Source organism: Rhodococcus sp. OK302, assembly GCF_002245895.1.
Classification (GTDB): domain Bacteria; phylum Actinomycetota; class Actinomycetes; order Mycobacteriales; family Mycobacteriaceae; genus Rhodococcus_F.
Genome location: NZ_NPJZ01000001.1, coordinates 1,579,426 through 1,591,998 on the forward strand (window position 1 = coordinate 1,579,426; position 12,573 = coordinate 1,591,998).

The following is a 12,573-nucleotide window of genomic DNA, read 5'->3' on the forward strand; positions in this document are numbered from 1 at the left end:
TTCGCGGACGAAGTGTTAGTGCTTCAGATCACAAAGGGTGACGGTATCAGGAAACTGACTCTGAAGTAAGTTCGGATTCGCGTCCCGGAAACCTTCCCGGAAACCTTTCCCGATGAGCCGGACAATCTCGGCGGGTGCACAATATTGGAATGCCACATACAAGTCCGCTGAACGCTTGGAAGTCCCTCCGCGAGGGAAATGAGCGATTTGTGAACGGCACGTCGATACACCCCAGCCAAGGCATCGCCGATCGGGCGAAACTGGTCAACGAACAGCACCCCACCGCCGTGCTGTTCGGCTGTGGAGATTCGCGTGTCGCTGCTGAGATCATCTTCGATCAAGGGCTCGGCGACATGTTCGTCGTTCGCACCGCCGGTCACGTTCTCGACGATTCGGTGTTGGGTTCCATCGAGTACGCCGTACATATTCTGAACGTGCCGCTCATCGTCGTGCTCGGACACGATGGTTGTGGCGCGGTCAAGGCCACACTCGACGCTCTCGACAAGGGCAAGATTCCCGACGGCTTCATCCGCAGTGTGGTCGAGCGTGTTGCGCCGTCCATCCTCATGGGCCGGCAGGAAGGGCTGTCCACCGTCGACGAACTCGAGGGCCGACACGTAGTCGAAACCGGATCGCTCATCATGCAGCGCTCCCGAATCATTGCCGACAAAGTCGAAAAGGGCACGTGCGCAATCGTCGGCGTCACCTACGCACTCTCCGAGGGACACATGCGTTTGCAGGGTGCTGTCGGTGAAATCGGCGAGTCAATCGAGTAATCGAAAGAACCACGCTCAGGTAGGTGCCGACACGCCGCCCCAGCTGACCGTTAGTCGGGCCTTCGCCAACTACCGTTGAGACCGTGTTGGAACCGAATGGGCCACTGCCCCCTCAGATTTACTGGCGTCGACGGGCGCTGGCCATCGGTGCTGCAGTCGTTGCCTTGGCCTTGATCGTCTGGTTGATTTCTGCCGTCGTCGGCGGGGGTAGCGATTCCCCCGAGGCGGACGCTGCGGCCGCGAGTTCTTCGCTGACCCCGGAAGTGTCTTTCACTCCCAATCCGTCCGGAAGCAACGGCTCCGGCGGTAGTGGCGGCGGCGGCAACGGCGGCTCGGCCGATTCCGGCTCGGGTGGTTCTTCGGCGTCCACGTCGGGCAGGTCGACCACATCGCCGACCAGCGCCGTCCCGGTGCCGGCGGGTCAGTGCGCGGACTCGTCCCTCGCCGTCAAGGCGACCGCCGACAAACCCACGTTTGCCGGTGGCGAGGAACCGACCTTCACGATCGTCATCACCAATATCGGCTCGGCCGGCTGCAATCGCGATTTGGCGGGTGGTCTTCAACAGGTGCTCGTCTACAGCATCGACGGCAAGACCCGGCTGTGGTCCAACGTCGACTGCTACCCGCAGCCGGCTCCGGATATCCGCAACCTCGAACCGGGCGAGCAGGCTGCATTCAAGGTCGCTTGGTCCGCCACAACGTCGAATCCGGATTGCGCCACCTCCCCGAACCCGCAGCGCAACCCCGTGGGCGCCGGCGCGTACACGGTTGTCGGACAACTCGGAGCATTGCGGAGCGGCGCGGAGCCGTTCAATATCGCCTGATCCGGCTCGATCAGTTGTACGAGCCGGTGATCGACGACTCGGCCAGCCGCGACAATCCTTCGCGGATATGACGAGCCCACAGTCCGCCGATGCCTTCGACGGACTGGAGGTCGGCTGCCGTCGCGGCCAGTAGAGCCTGCAATGTGCCGAACGATGTGACGAGTCGGTTGATCTGATGGAACTGAAGTCGCGGTACGCGCATGAGGACTCGGTATCCGCGCGGCGTCATCGGAGTGTCGAGAGCTTCGATCGTGCCCGGGTAACCGAGCACCCGCGCGAGGGTGGTCAAGTCCAGGAGATCGGCGTCGGTGACGCGGTCGAGGGCAGCGAGCACGTTGTCCATTGCCGCGGTTTCGATGGGTTCGGGTCCGGCAAGGTAGTCACGCACGATCAGTTGACGCGCAATGTCGTTGTCGCCGACCAATTCTTCGAGCTGAAGCGCAAGCTGGCGGCCGTCGGTACCGAGTTCGAGAACGTCCTGTTCGATCTCGACCGATACGCGTCGAACCATTTCGAGTCGCTGTACGACGGTCAATGCGTCTCGCAACGTCACGAAGTCTTCGATCTCGACGACGGACAGCGCCCGGGTGACTTCGTCGAGACGTGCCTTGTAACGCTCGAGGGTGGCGACGGCCTGATTCGCTCGCGAGAGGATCGTGGCCGAGCCTTCGATGACGTGCCTGATGCCGCCGACATAGACGCTGACGATGGACATCGACTGACTCACCGATACAACCGGATACCCGGTCTGGATCGCCGTACGTTCCGCAGCACGGTGCCGAGTGCCGGATTCGACGGTCGGGATCTTGTGGTCGGGTACGAGTTGTACGTTTGCGCGGACAATGTGCGAACCGTCGGTCGAGAGGACGACAGCGCCGTCCATTTTCGACAGTTCTCGAAGCCGGGTAGGTGCGAACGCCACGTCGAGGTTGAAACCGCCGTCGCACAACGCTTCGATCTCGTCGTCGTACCCGAGGACGATCAGAGCGCCTGTTCGGCCGCGGAGAATGCGTTCGAGTCCGTCGCGCAGGGCGGTGCCGGGTGCCAACCTGGCGATGGTCTCTCGCAATGCCGACGACGACTGGGTATCCGCCATCGCACTGATCATTGAGAAACTCCCTGCTGAGGTTGACGTCACTATGTCCGAGTCCGAAGGTTGCTGCGGACTCGTCTGCGTTTAGATTACCTATCCATGAGTAGCACCTGGACCTTGCCTGACGACCTGACCGTGCCCGAGCCCGTCGATTTCTTTCCCGCCCCGGGTGAGAAGCTGCCGCAACACTGGTCGAAGTGCTTTGGTTGCGGTGACGATCAGCCTGCCGGAATGGCGATGAGTTTCCGGGCGGGTGAGGGCCTGGAGGTGACCGGGCGCCTCGAGGTCGCGAAGAAGTATCAGGGTGGCCCCGGCGTGATCCACGGAGGGATCCTGTCCACAGCTTTCGACGAGGTTCAGGGCGTGGCCTGCATGGTTCTGGGTGTGCCGGTGGTGACCGGGCACCTCGAGATCGACTTTGCCCGTCCGATTCCGCTGGGTTCGGTTCTTGAGTTTCATGCTCGCGTCGAAGGCACGCTCAGGCGCAAGGTCTACACGACCGCCGAGGCATTCATCGTGGAAGGCCCCGCAGCGGATCCTGATGTTGCAGTGGGTACTTCGCGTGGGCTGTTCCTGACCATCACCCCGGAACATTTCGCGAAGACCCAGGAGTTTGCGGACGGTGTGCCGACTTCACCGTTCGGAACCTCGTCGATGTGAACCTGCCGGTCACTTGACCGGGGTGAGTTTGGGCCGAGTCGAGCCTTGCTTACCTCCGAGCAATCCGGCATACGACAAGGCTTCGCCCAAATTTGTCACTTCGTTTACTCGCATGCCGGGGATATTCGGACCGGAATCGACCGGCACAATCGCACTGGTGAATCCCAACCGGGCGGCTTCGATCAGACGGCGATTGACGCCGGCAACGCGTCGTACCTCGCCGGCGAGTCCGACCTCGCCGAGAATGACGAGTCCGTTCGGAACAGGCTTTCCTTTAACCGCGGAAGCGACGGCAACGGCCAAGGCCAGGTCTGCGCCGGGTTCCGTCATACGCATTCCACCCACCGTCGCGGCGTAGACGTCGCATTTGGCGATCGATACTCCGGCGCGGCGTTCGAGAACGGCCAGGACCATGGCAACGCGCGCGGTGTCGAGTCCACTGACAGCTCGGCGAGGAGTGGGTAGGGGTGTGGAGGCCACGAGCGCCTGAACTTCGCCCAGCAGTGGACGTTTGCCGTCCATCATGACGGTGACGGCAGTGCCCTCCACAGCCACTTCCCGATGGTGGAGGAACAGTCCCGAAGGATCGCTGATCTCGTTGATGCCCTGATCGGTCAGTTCGAAGCAACCCACCTCGTCGGCAGCTCCGAATCGGTTTTTGACGCCGCGGACCATGCGCAGCGTGGAGTGCTTGTCGCCCTCGAAATGCAGAACGACGTCGACAAGATGCTCGAGCGAGCGAGGTCCGGCAACCGCTCCGTCCTTGGTCACGTGGCCGATCAGGAGCACCGGGATTCCGGTGGTCTTGGCGAGCGAGGTCAAGGCGCTGGTGACTGCCTTGACCTGCGTGACGCCACCGACGACGCCGTCGACGTCGGCCGCGAGCATGGTCTGCACCGAGTCGACGATCAGCAGACTGGGTTTGACCTGTTCGACGTGGCCGAGGATGGTCGCGAGGTCGGATTCGGCAGCGAGATACATCCGCTCGTGGACGGAATTGGTGCGGTCTGCGCGGAGCCGGACCTGCCCCGCAGATTCCTCGCCGGTGACATACAGTGCGCGGTCCTCGGGGCTTCGCATCGCCCAGCGATACACGACCTCGAGTAGCAGCGTGGATTTACCGACGCCAGGCTCACCGGCCAGCAGGACCACTGATCCGGGGACCACTCCGCCGCCGAGTACGCGGTCGAGTTCTCCGATTCCGGTGGGCTTGGCCTGGGTGCTCTTGCTGTCGATCTGGGTGAGGGGAGTAGCGGGCGTTGTGGGCAGGACAGCGCTCGACCCGGCTTTGGCGAGCGATGCCCCGGCTCGACTGGCAACAGGGGCGACGACGGCGACTTCCGACATCGAGCCCCACGTATCGCAGTCGGGGCAGCGGCCAACCCATTTGGGCACGACGGATTTGCATTCGGAGCACCGGTAGTTCGATTTAGCTTTGGCCACCGGGACAGACTAGAGGCGGGGTCCGACATGGACCCCGCCTCTAGTTCGATCTTTCGGATTGAGCGTGAAACTCAGTGTCCGGCTTCAGCAACGTCCGGAGACTTCTCCGACTCGTTGCGTTCGAGCTTCGGGCCCGCGTCGACGGGAACCTGGACCGTTACCGGACCGGCCTTCTCGAAAGTGAAGGTGATCGGGATGGTCAGGCCCGGACGGACGCCGGCCTTGATGTCCTGCAGCAGAACGAGAGCGAGTGCATCAGGTGCGTCGCTGTTCTCGTCCTTGTTTGCGATCTGCTTGTCGGCTTCGGCCTCGGCGGCTGCGCCGGCGGGAAGCTCCCCGGCCTGCAGAGATGTCTGCGGCTTGAGGGTGAATCCGGCGACCTCTTCACCGGCGACGATGCGCGCGGCGTAGTCGGTGTTGATGCTGACGAGCTTGTCGGTGGTGTCCAGGCTGTCGTTCACGATCGTGAACGCCAACACGGCGGTGCCGCCGGGCTCGATGCTGTATTCCTCGGACGAGGGGTAAGCGATGTGAACATTGCGCAGGGCGATGTCACCGACGTTGGCACTGTTGCCGTTCACAGCGGCCTGCTGCACGGCGGTTTGGCTCACTTGGCCCGAGCTGCATGCGGACAGCGCGATGGCTGCGCCTGCAGCCAGTGCAATGGCGGTAGCGACTCGGCGAGTCGGCTTGCGGATAGCAGTCACGGTTTGTCCTCCAGGGCGTCAGGTTCGCACTCCACTAGGCAGAGTAGTAGTCAGCTCTCGGGAGCCGGTCGCTGGGTGGCCACAACGGTTGTCTGCGTGGGCTTTCGGGGAGCCGTATACAGACCGCAGAGACTGGTTGCATGCACGTACAACAGGCACTGTCAACCCCTACGCTCAAGCAAGGATGCCCCTGACCTGCGCAGTTGATGCATGGCCGGTTCTTCGGCGTGTTAAACTAGTGGAATCGAAAGGGGCACGGGACACATGATTTTCAAGGTCGGAGACACTGTCGTCTACCCCCATCACGGTGCGGCGTTGATCGAAGCTATCGAAACCCGCACCATCAAGGGTGAGCAGAGGGAATATCTCGTTCTGAAGGTTGCTCAAGGCGATCTCACGGTTCGGGTTCCCGCAGACAACGCAGAGTACGTCGGTGTTCGTGATGTAGTCGGGCAGGAAGGCCTCGACAAGGTTTTCCAGGTTCTGCGTGCACCGCACACCGAAGAGCCCACCAACTGGTCTCGTCGATACAAGGCGAACCTCGAGAAGCTTGCTTCCGGTGACGTGAACAAGGTCGCCGAGGTTGTTCGCGACTTGTGGCGTCGCGAGCAGGATCGCGGACTTTCTGCAGGTGAGAAGCGCATGCTCGCCAAGGCTCGTCAGATTCTCGTTGGTGAGCTCGCGCTCGCCGAGGGCACCAATACCGAGAAGGCCGATATCATTCTCGACGAGGTCCTTGCGACAGCGTCCTGAACTGACTACATAAAAAAGCTGACAATGTCAGTAGTAGCGCTGGTTCCCGCCGCAGGCCGGGGAGTGCGATTGGGTGAGCCATTGCCCAAGGCATTCGTCGAGCTCGGCGGGCGCACCATGCTTACACTCGCGGTCGAAGGTCTCCGGAAATCCGGTGCCGTCGACCGCGTTGTTGTGATTGTGCCGCCGGAACTCGTTCAATCGGTTGCCGCGGATCTGGGTCGTAGTGACGACGTCGACGTGGTCGCCGGGGGCTCGGAGCGGACCGATTCGGTTCGGGCTGGGCTCGAGGCTGCCGGGGATGCTGAGTTCGTGCTTGTGCACGATGCCGCGCGGGCACTCACGCCGCCGGCGATGATCGCTCGTGTCGTCGACGAGTTGAAGGCCGGCAGTGTTGCCGTCATTCCGGTGCTGCCGGTGACGGACACCATCAAGTCCGTGGATGTTCTCGGCACCGTTACCGGTACTCCACTCCGTTCGGAGTTGCGTGCGGTCCAGACGCCACAGGGATTTTCCACGGAGGTGCTCAGACGGGCATATGTCGCCGGGGATCTGGCCACCGACGATGCTGCTCTGGTCGAGCGGCTGGGCGTGTCCGTGCAAACAATCGACGGTGACGCGTACGCCTTCAAGATCACCACGCCACTCGACCTCGTGCTGGCGCGAGCACTGCTGAGTGCGGAATCACAGGACGGAATCTAGATGCGAGTCGGATTGGGCACGGACGTTCATCCCATCGAGGCCGGTCGGCCGTGCTGGATGGCGGGATTGCTGTTCGAAGACGCCGACGGGTGCTCTGGACACTCCGACGGTGATGTAGCCGTGCACGCCCTGTGTGATGCGCTTCTTTCTGCCGCAGGGTTGGGTGACCTCGGTACTGTTTTCGGGACCGGTAGGCCGGAATGGGACGGCGTGAGCGGCGCCCGAATGTTGGCTGAGGTTCGCAGGTTGCTCGAGGAGAACCACTTCGCAGTCGGCAATGCCGCGGTGCAGGTGATCGGAAACCGACCCAAGATCGGGCCACGTCGAGATGAGGCGCAGCGCGTACTCTCCGACATTCTCGGAGCCCCGGTTTCGGTGTCCGCGACCACTACCGACGGGCTCGGATTGACGGGGCGGGGCGAAGGGATCGCCGCAATGGCCACCGCATTGGTCATGGCAACCGGCGACGACAGGTAAGATCGCTGGTCGTGACCCTGCGCCTATACGACACCGGTACGCGGGCCCTTCGGGATTTTGTTCCGTTGGTCCCCGGACATGCATCGGTGTACCTGTGTGGGGCGACGGTTCAAGGTGATCCGCACATCGGCCACGTGCGTAGCGGCGTCGCATTCGACGTATTACGACGATGGCTCCTTGCCGGCGGCAACGACGTTGCTTTTGTTCGCAATGTGACGGACATCGACGACAAGATCCTGAACAAAGCTGCCGACGCCGGCCGTCCCTGGTGGGAGTGGGCCACGACGTTCGAGCGTTCGTTCACGTGGGCCTACGACCAGTTGGGCGTGTTGCCGCCGTCCATCGAACCGCGGGCTACGGGTCATGTGACGCAGATGGTCGAGATGATGGAACGCCTCATCGCGAACGGGCATGCGTATGCGTCGGGTGGTGACGTCTACTTCGACGTCCAGAGTTATCCCGAGTACGGCGCACTGTCCGGGCACAAACTTGACGACGTCCACCAGGGCGAGAGCGCAGCCGAAGGTAAGCGCGATCCGCGCGACTTCACGCTGTGGAAGACAGCGAAGCCCGGTGAGCCCTCGTGGCCGACGCCGTGGGGCCGCGGCCGTCCGGGTTGGCATCTCGAGTGCTCGGCAATGGCAGAGTTCTACTTGGGTGCGGCATTCGATATCCATTGCGGTGGACGCGATTTGGTTTTCCCGCATCACGAGAACGAGATCGCGCAGGCAAAGTGCGTCGGCGACGATTTTGCTCAGTACTGGTTGCACAACGGCTGGGTCACCATGAGTGGCGAGAAGATGTCCAAGTCTCTGGGCAATGTGTTGTCGGTGCCGAATGTATTGAAAAAGGTTCGCCCACAAGAACTTCGGTACTACCTCGGTAGTGCGCACTATCGCTCCAATCTCGAGTACTCCGACGATGCCCTCGAAGAGAGCGCAAAGTCGTATCAGGGTCTCGAGGCGTTTGTCCTGCGCACGCACAAGCGTGCGGGCGGTGTCGAACTCGGCACGTGGACAGAAGGTTTCGCGGCGGCACTCGACAACGACTTGTCGGTGCCGATCGCGTTGGCAGAGATTCACGGAAAAGCGAGCGAGGGTAATACCGCGCTCGCAGCGGGAGATCTGGATGCCGCACGGGTGGCTGCCGGTCAGGTGCGAGCGATGCTCGCGATCCTGGGCGTCGACCCGCTCGATGCGCATTGGTCGCAGTCCGGTGGCGACATCGAGACGGCAATGGAAGCTTTGGACGTGTTGGTGCGCGCAGATCTCGATCGGCGGCAGCAGGCACGTACGGAAAAGAACTGGGCGGTGGCGGACGAGGTCCGTGATCGCCTCATCAAGGCGGGTATCGAAGTAACCGATACCCCCGACGGACCCGAATGGTCCCTGAAGGCAGGGCAGTAACAATGGCTGGAAACTCGAGCAGGCGCGGCGCAATCCGTAAGGGCGGCACCAAGAAGGGCCAGGTTGCCGGTTCCGGCGGCAAGCATCGTCGCGGTCTCGAAGGGCGAGGCGCAACACCGCCCGCCGCGGAACGCACCAAGCATCCCGCGGCAAAGCGCGCAGCTCGCGCCGCGCGTGCGGACGAAAAGCAGAATCAGGGTCGCGGTGGCCGTCCGGGTCCCGGCCGCAAGGTTCTCGACGGTCCCGAGACAGTGCTCGGCCGCAACCCCGTCGTGGAGTGCCTGCGTGCCGGTGTTCCGGCAACGGCACTGTGGGTGGCTGTCGGAACCGAGAGTGACGAGCGGCTGAAGGAGTCCGTGCAGCGTGCTGCGGACGCCGGCATCTCCATCCTCGAAGTACCTCGTAGTGATCTGGATCGCCTCAGCGCCAACGGACTTCATCAGGGCATCGCTCTGCAGGTTCCGCCGTACCGCTACGCGCATCCGGATGACCTCCTTTCGGAGGCCCGCAAGCACGCCGAGCCGCCGTTGCTCGTCGCGCTCGACAACATCACCGACCCGCGCAACCTGGGTGCCGTCGTACGTTCGGTCGCAGCTTTCGGCGGACACGGCGTCGTCATTCCCGAGCGTCGTAGCGCCAGCGTGAGTGCTGTTGCTTGGCGTACCAGCGCCGGCGCTGCTGCTCGTCTGCCGATTGCCCGCGCCACCAACCTCACTCGCACGCTCAAGGACTGGGCGTCCAAGGGCGTTATGGTTGTCGGCCTCGACGCCGAGGGTGACACCACTCTCGACGATTTCGACGGCAGCGGTCCCGTGGTGATCGTGGTCGGTTCCGAGGGTAAGGGCCTTTCGCGTCTGGTCCGTGAGAACTGCGACGCGATTCTGTCGATCCCGATGGCGGGACCGGTCGAGTCCCTCAATGCGTCGGTTGCAGCCGGAGTTGTGTTGGCCGAGGTCGCTCGTCGCCGCCGCAATAACTGAGCCGCCGCAATAACTGATCGGCACAGCTTCATCTGATCCATACAGCTCAACAGCCCCCGCTTGTACCGCTAAGACGGTGCGAGTGGGGGCTTTTTAGTCCGCTGGTGTGGTTCTTGGGTGTCCGTATGGGGAAATTGGACAAAAAGTTCGATACCGGACATTTGGGCTTCTTCATTTGCTTACAGTTAACCGCCCGGCAAGCTTTCTTGAAGTGTCAGGTAAGTATCCACGTCGATGATGCTGAAGCCGAGACGCCGAAATGTAACGCGGGGAGTGCTCGGTGAGTTCTGGATGCAACAAACCACCTATGGATGGAGATGTTTCATGGCTAACTTTTTATCGACCAACTCTCGAACGCGTCGAGTTGGCGTAGGAGTAGGCGTACTCGCCCTTGCTCTCGGTGCCGGCGTATTGGGTGCCGGCGCAGCATCTGCGGGGACGGAAAGTGCAGGTAATTACACGTTTACCCGCACCGTGGACAATGCAAATCCGGAGGTAGGCGATGTCATCACCTATACGACGCTGGCTCAGAACAGTGGTTCCATCGGGTCGATCGACGCGTTCACTGAATCTCACGACGCGTGCCTGACGTTCGTTCCCGGTTCAGCCAAGGTAACCAAACTCCACATTCTCGGGGGAACGACCACAACCGTGGAAACTCCGACGTTGACTCCTACTACGCTGACGGTTTCCGGTCGGGGTTGGCTCAACAACTACGACAACGACGTCACGATGACGACGAGTTACACGGTCAGCGAGTCGTGCGCACCGGGAGCCGTCCTCAACAGTGGCTTGAGCATTCGTGCCTTGGGCTTCGGTTGGTTGGGAGGCCCAGGCGACAGAACCTTCGCCAATATCGGACCTTCCGTCACGGTGCTGGATTCGGAGCCAACAGATTCGACTGATCCCGAGGGCGGCGAAACCGGATCGTTGGGTAGCGCAACGGGATCGCTCGGTTCGATGGACGGCGGAACAGGATCGCTCGGTTCGGTGAGCGGAATCTTCGGCTCGAACTAGCAGCCTGACATAGACGTAGAACGGTGGCCCGAGACTCGCCTGAGTCTCGGGCCACCGTCGTAAAGCGTTTGTTCTCAGCCGAATTCGATGGACGTGTTGATTTCCTCGACCTGGTTGGACATCGCCATGTTCTGGGTATCGGTGAACTGGTTGGCGAAGCTCACGAGGTACACGGGGGACGATTCATCTGCCTGGTAGGCGATGACGGTCATGACCGCGTAGATGGGAACGTCGAGTTCCGGCGGGGTCCAGGTTCCGGCAACGCGGATTGCCTTCTGGCCTTCGATGTCGAGGTCGATTTTCTTCACCTCGGACCAGCCGTTGAGCGTGGCGAGGGAGTCACGGGCACCGGCGAGAACTTCATCGGCGGTGGCAGTGCCCTGAGCTTCCACGGTCAGGGTGGTGTTGGGCGTGAATCCACTGGCCTCGGGCTGGTTGCTGGACAGAATGTCCGTCACGGTCCCCGAAACGCCTTCTTGGGAGTGCGTCCACTCTGCCGGAAGGCTGACGCTGATCACGGGGGCGTCGGGATCGGTGCCGGTGACCAGTGTGGTGCGTTCGCCGGTGAAGGCGCTGCCGTCGGCCAAGGTTCCGGGTGTCGTAGTGGTGGATTCTGCGTCCGTGGTGGTTTCTGCGGCGACGGTGGTTTCACTGGTGCTGCTTTCGGCTGTGGCGTCGCCGCTGTCCGAGCTGCTGCAACCCGAGAGTACGAGTGCTGTGGTGATCAGCGCGGCTGCGCTGAGAGCGATCTTGCTGCTCTTGATCCTCATGGTGTGTTCCTTCGACTTCTGGCGAAGGCCGTGCGCCGACGTCAGCAGTGGCTGACATTATCAGCGACATTCAGCTGTGGCGTGATGTCCGGAAAGTTACGGTACTTCCCGGTCGCATTTGCGCTAGGGCTGCTATCCCCGGGGCCCTGACGACGCCGATGACCGGGTACCCGCCGGTCACGGGGTGGTCGGCGAGGAAGACTACCGGTTGTCCGTTCGGTGGGACTTGAATCGATCCCGCTACGACGCCTTCGCTGGGCAGTTCTCGGGTCTGTGAGCGATGTAGTGGGCCGGGGCCTCGTAATCTCACGCCGACGCGATCGGTGTATTCGGTGACCGTCCACGCATGGTGGAGGAGAGCGTGCACGGACGCCGGGGTGAACCACGTGTCTCGGGGGCCGAGGGTGATATCGAGGGAAACTGGGCTGTGAGCGGGTGCCGGCGGCGGGATGAGATCTTCAGTCGGCCATTCGGCGCCCTCAGCACCCACAAGGAGTTGATCGCCGACGCCCAGGGGCGCGGGGCCGAGCCCGGCCAATGTGTCAGTGGACCGACTTCCGAGAGTTTCCGGGACGTCGATACCGCCTCGGACGGCGAGGTAGGTGCGCAGTCCGGTGGTGGCGTAGCCGATTTCGAGAAGGTCCCCGCTGTGGAGGTGGAGGCTGGAGTAGTCGGCGGCGGGCCGGCCGTTGACGGTCATGGGCGCCCGCGCCCCAGTGATAGCGACGGTCATTTCTCCGACAGCGCGCATCACGAATCCGCCGACCGTGATTTCGAGTGTGGCGGCATGAACGGCGTTTCCCACGAGCCTGTTTGCAGCATCGTGGGAGATCAGATCAGCGGCTCCGGACTGGCCGACACCGACGGCGCTACATCCCACACGACCGTGGTCTTGGACTGTGGTCAGGGGGCCGGTGCGGACTACCTCGAGCCAGGGCATGGGTCCATTGTCCCGCAGTGAAGGC

Annotated in this window: 14 protein-coding genes; 9 read left to right on the forward strand and 5 right to left on the reverse strand. The window is 62.4% G+C overall.

Features of this window, described 5'->3' with window-relative positions:
* The first annotated feature begins 149 nt into the window (after positions 1 to 149).
* Both BDB13_RS07195 and BDB13_RS07200 read left to right on the forward strand, forming a co-directional pair.
* Positions 150 to 776, forward strand: a complete 627-nt coding sequence (locus BDB13_RS07195; RefSeq protein ID WP_094271033.1) for a carbonic anhydrase — start codon at positions 150 to 152, stop codon at positions 774 to 776.
* Between the two features lie 83 nt (positions 777 to 859).
* The gene (locus tag BDB13_RS07200; RefSeq protein ID WP_094271034.1) at positions 860 to 1,600 is read left to right on the forward strand and encodes a hypothetical protein; all 741 of its coding nucleotides are present in this window, start codon (positions 860 to 862) and stop codon (positions 1,598 to 1,600) included.
* 10 nt (positions 1,601 to 1,610) lie between these two features.
* Here the strand turns inward: BDB13_RS07200 and disA are convergent, their stop codons facing one another.
* Positions 1,611 to 2,696: a DNA integrity scanning diadenylate cyclase DisA gene (disA, locus tag BDB13_RS07205; protein ID WP_094274744.1), complete on the reverse strand. Its 1,086-nt coding sequence runs from the start codon at positions 2,694 to 2,696 to the stop codon at positions 1,611 to 1,613.
* Between the two features lie 96 nt (positions 2,697 to 2,792).
* Between disA and BDB13_RS07210 the strand changes: the two genes are divergently transcribed.
* Complete coding sequence (locus BDB13_RS07210; protein WP_094271035.1) at positions 2,793 to 3,353, forward strand: PaaI family thioesterase; 561 nt, start codon at positions 2,793 to 2,795, stop codon at positions 3,351 to 3,353.
* Positions 3,354 to 3,362: 9 nt separating this feature from the next.
* Here BDB13_RS07210 and radA read toward each other — a convergent pair whose 3' ends face one another.
* Both radA and BDB13_RS07220 read right to left on the reverse strand, forming a co-directional pair.
* Positions 3,363 to 4,796, reverse strand: a complete 1,434-nt coding sequence (gene radA, locus BDB13_RS07215; RefSeq protein WP_094271036.1) for a DNA repair protein RadA — start codon at positions 4,794 to 4,796, stop codon at positions 3,363 to 3,365.
* A 71-nt stretch (positions 4,797 to 4,867) separates the two neighbouring features.
* Complete coding sequence (locus BDB13_RS07220) at positions 4,868 to 5,503, reverse strand: copper chaperone PCu(A)C (RefSeq protein WP_094271037.1); 636 nt, start codon at positions 5,501 to 5,503, stop codon at positions 4,868 to 4,870.
* A gap of 264 nt (positions 5,504 to 5,767) precedes the next feature.
* On the opposite strand from BDB13_RS07220, the gene BDB13_RS07225 reads away from it, so the two are divergent.
* The 6 genes from BDB13_RS07225 to BDB13_RS07255 all read left to right on the forward strand — a co-directional run bounded on the left by BDB13_RS07225 (position 5,768) and on the right by BDB13_RS07255 (position 10,838).
* Positions 5,768 to 6,256, forward strand: coding sequence for a CarD family transcriptional regulator (locus tag BDB13_RS07225; RefSeq protein ID WP_094271038.1), 489 nt, complete (start codon positions 5,768 to 5,770; stop codon positions 6,254 to 6,256).
* Positions 6,257 to 6,280: 24 nt separating this feature from the next.
* Positions 6,281 to 6,958: a 2-C-methyl-D-erythritol 4-phosphate cytidylyltransferase gene (gene ispD, locus BDB13_RS07230; RefSeq protein WP_094271039.1), complete on the forward strand. Its 678-nt coding sequence runs from the start codon at positions 6,281 to 6,283 to the stop codon at positions 6,956 to 6,958.
* Complete coding sequence (gene ispF, locus BDB13_RS07235; protein WP_094271040.1) at positions 6,959 to 7,435, forward strand: 2-C-methyl-D-erythritol 2,4-cyclodiphosphate synthase; 477 nt, start codon at positions 6,959 to 6,961, stop codon at positions 7,433 to 7,435. It begins immediately after the preceding gene.
* 11 nt (positions 7,436 to 7,446) lie between these two features.
* Positions 7,447 to 8,841 (forward strand): cysteine--tRNA ligase, encoded by a 1,395-nt coding sequence (gene cysS, locus BDB13_RS07240; RefSeq protein WP_094271041.1) that lies wholly within the window; start codon positions 7,447 to 7,449, stop codon positions 8,839 to 8,841.
* Between the two features lie 2 nt (positions 8,842 to 8,843).
* Complete coding sequence (gene rlmB / locus BDB13_RS07245; RefSeq protein WP_094271042.1) at positions 8,844 to 9,821, forward strand: 23S rRNA (guanosine(2251)-2'-O)-methyltransferase RlmB; 978 nt, start codon at positions 8,844 to 8,846, stop codon at positions 9,819 to 9,821.
* A gap of 324 nt (positions 9,822 to 10,145) precedes the next feature.
* A complete protein-coding gene (locus tag BDB13_RS07255) occupies positions 10,146 to 10,838 on the forward strand; it encodes a hypothetical protein (protein ID WP_094274745.1) in 693 nt (230 codons plus the stop codon).
* Between the two features lie 74 nt (positions 10,839 to 10,912).
* Here the strand turns inward: BDB13_RS07255 and BDB13_RS07260 are convergent, their stop codons facing one another.
* Together BDB13_RS07260 and BDB13_RS07265 are read right to left on the reverse strand one after the other, a co-directional pair.
* Positions 10,913 to 11,608: an LpqN/LpqT family lipoprotein gene (locus BDB13_RS07260; protein WP_094271044.1), complete on the reverse strand. Its 696-nt coding sequence runs from the start codon at positions 11,606 to 11,608 to the stop codon at positions 10,913 to 10,915.
* A gap of 70 nt (positions 11,609 to 11,678) precedes the next feature.
* Complete coding sequence (locus tag BDB13_RS07265) at positions 11,679 to 12,548, reverse strand: biotin-dependent carboxyltransferase family protein (RefSeq protein WP_094271045.1); 870 nt, start codon at positions 12,546 to 12,548, stop codon at positions 11,679 to 11,681.
* Positions 12,549 to 12,573 lie beyond the last annotated feature (25 nt).